General features: G+C 33.5%; 4 protein-coding genes. All 4 read right to left on the bottom strand.

All coding sequences use genetic code 11. The annotated features are described in order from the left end of the window. Window positions 1–225: 225 nt before the first annotated feature. Window positions 226–804, bottom strand: a complete 579-nt coding sequence (locus B5X70_RS17540) for a hypothetical protein (protein WP_079559201.1) — start codon at window positions 802–804, stop codon at window positions 226–228. Window positions 805–844: 40 nt separating this feature from the next. Beyond that, entirely contained in the window at window positions 845–1,648 is an 804-nt protein-coding gene (locus B5X70_RS17535; RefSeq protein WP_079559200.1) for an energy transducer TonB, read from the bottom strand. 172 nt (window positions 1,649–1,820) lie between these two features. Beyond that, window positions 1,821–2,126, bottom strand: a complete 306-nt coding sequence (locus B5X70_RS17530) for a helix-turn-helix domain-containing protein (protein WP_079559199.1) — start codon at window positions 2,124–2,126, stop codon at window positions 1,821–1,823. A gap of 19 nt (window positions 2,127–2,145) precedes the next feature. Further along, entirely contained in the window at window positions 2,146–2,511 is a 366-nt protein-coding gene (locus B5X70_RS17525) for a type II toxin-antitoxin system RelE/ParE family toxin (RefSeq protein WP_079559198.1), read from the bottom strand. Window positions 2,512–2,689 lie beyond the last annotated feature (178 nt).

Genomic DNA, 2,689 nt, shown 5'->3' with positions numbered 1-2,689 from the left:
TTTCAACAATTCTCAATTTTATTTTCAGCGCCTAAGTCTTAAAAGTCAATTGGTTAAATAGGTGTTTTCTTTTTCGTCGAATTACATACAACGGTCACATATATGAAATGTTGGGGATTGCGGGCGTCATCACTGTCTGCCGTTACAAAAGCTGGTGCGGGGCAGAAAGACTCAAGTAAGCACCTAATCCCCAATATTTTATATATGATGTTGGGCAACGTTTCATTATTTTTCCACATTTATTGATGTTGTAATCATGTATGCTTTAAAATAACCATCGCTTCTATGTAAAATAAATCTGCTAAAATCATTTATAAAATTAGGGTCATTTAGACCATTAGGATAGTCTTTTATAACAGTATTCATGTTGTCATAAACAAAAGGATATAATTCATTATCAATGGCTTTTATTTGGTCAAAATAGTTTTTATTGCTATGCTTTTCAATAATTTCATTTGTTTTATTTAGAATCATGATTAATGTTAGGTTTTTAGGAGGACATTCTTCAAGTAGTTTTCTAGTTGCCATAAGATATTCTGGACAATTTTCAACTAAGTTAATAATGAATAAACTGGAAAATTGACGCTCAACTTCTTCGTTCGAATATTGAGGATTTTCTTTTTTTATTCTTTCTTTTGCTTGAATTATGTTATCAGTATTTTGGGTGTTAACCTCTAATGCGATTTGATTTATTTTACTGTAAACGTTACTTTGATTAGCAGCATTCCAATCTATTTGTTTGGTTTTTGTGCAGTATTCCTCAACAACTTTATACAGTTCGTCATGTTGTCCATAGATACTCATCGGGATTATGAGTGAAATTATTAATAGTACTCTCATATCTTTATCTTGGAAATGTGAATGTTATAGGTATTGAATTTCTAACGTTGACAGGTTTATTCATAAATAATGCTGGTTTGAAATCAGGCATTGACTCAATCACTCTTATAGCTTCATTTATGAAATTCTCACTAATGTGTTTGTATGTATGTTCTTTTCGCTCTTCTAGAACAATTACGTTACATACCTTTCCGATTGTATCAATATCGTATTGTATATAAACTGTAGTATAGTTTCCCGGATATTTCTGGTAGGCGTCCTTTTCGTTTTCAGGATATTTTAAGTTCTTTTGTAAAAATCGTTGAAGGGTTTTCTCCTTACCAATAAATTTAGGCATTTTGGGTACTAGTCCATACCACTTATGTTCGTTTTGAATTCTATACCTTGCAACTTCATTTTCTGTCATATCATAAAAATGCCCCTCAGTTAAATCATAAAACTTTTCCTTTTTTATAACTTCCATTAAATGTGGATTTTCATCTACTCTTTGAAAGGATTCAGAATAATAAACTGTATCAATATCAAGGCAAAACTGCGTGTGAAGTTTTTCTGCCTCTTCGTCATTTAATGAAGCTGCTTTTTTTATATCTATGCAGAACCCTGACATGTTATTGAGCTGCATTCTTGCAATTGCTCTGTTATAAAACGCATCTCTAAATGGCATGGATTCTATAGCTAGCGTAAGTGTTGAATCTGCTTTAACAAAATCACCATTTTGAAGATAACTAGTTCCTTGTTCATAAAAGGACTGGGTTAAAGCAGTTATTGATAATGCCATTAAGATAGTTGTTAATATTCCTTTTCTCATATGGTATTTTCTTGGTTTTTAATGTTGCCCCAACGTGTGGCAATATGGCATGAGGCGGAATGCGGGCGACATCATTATCCACCGTTACAAACCTTGATGCGGGGCAGAATGGTTCAAAAACCACGAAACCCGCCTTTTGCTATATTGCGTGTTGCCACCTTTGCCATTTTTTTCAAATCTCTACACTCAATCTTAGATGTTTTCCAAATCCTTCTCTAAAAATTCTCATGAGTGTTGATAATCGAATATCTGAAGCATTATTTTCAATTCGTGAAATATAAGTTTTAGTTGTCCCACATTTTTCTGCAAGTTGTTCTTGTGTCAATCCTTTTTCTTTTCTCATCTCTTGCAGCATTACGCCTAATTTGAACGCTTCAAACCCTTCTTCAAACTTCTCTCGTTCTACGCTTCCACGCTCTCCATATTGTTGGTTCAAATGGTCGGTAAACGAAGTCAAATTTTTATTAATCTTATTCATTTCGGTCTTTTTTAATTATTTACGATTCTTCGTTCTTAGACTTTTCAGCAAAATATTCTTTCTTGAGCTTTTCTGCTAATTCAATTTCTTTCTTTGGGGTTTTCTGTGTCTTTTTCTGGAATCCGTTAATTAATACAACTAAATTTCCTTTGTCAAAAAAGCTGAAAACACGATAAATATCACTACCTACTTCGACTCTAATTTCAAAAATCCCTGATGATGATGTAATATGTCGGAAAAATTTAATAGGAATCTTGTCAACAGTTGCAATTAGTTTTAGAGTCCAGTTAAATTTCATCCGAACCTTCGGGCTCAATGTATTAAAGAAATCGAGGTAGTAATCCTTATAATAGAAAATATCTCGTATAAATTCATCTTTTTCCATTACACAAAGTTAGCTAATTAGGTAACTAATCGCAACTTTTTAAAAAATAATTTCTTCCGGAGGGTTTTCTTGGCATTGGTGGCAACGTTACACATATGGCCTGAGGCGGAATGCGGGCTGCGTTCTTGTCTGCCGGCGGAAAAGCTTGTGCGGGGCAGAGGTGATGAATAAACCACCT

It is taken from the genome of Alkalitalea saponilacus (assembly GCF_900168165.1).
GTDB classification, from domain to species: Bacteria; Bacteroidota; Bacteroidia; order Bacteroidales; family Marinilabiliaceae; genus Natronoflexus; species Natronoflexus saponilacus.
The sequence above is the reverse complement of the archived record's forward strand: the minus strand, read 5'-3'. Positions and strand labels throughout refer to the sequence as shown.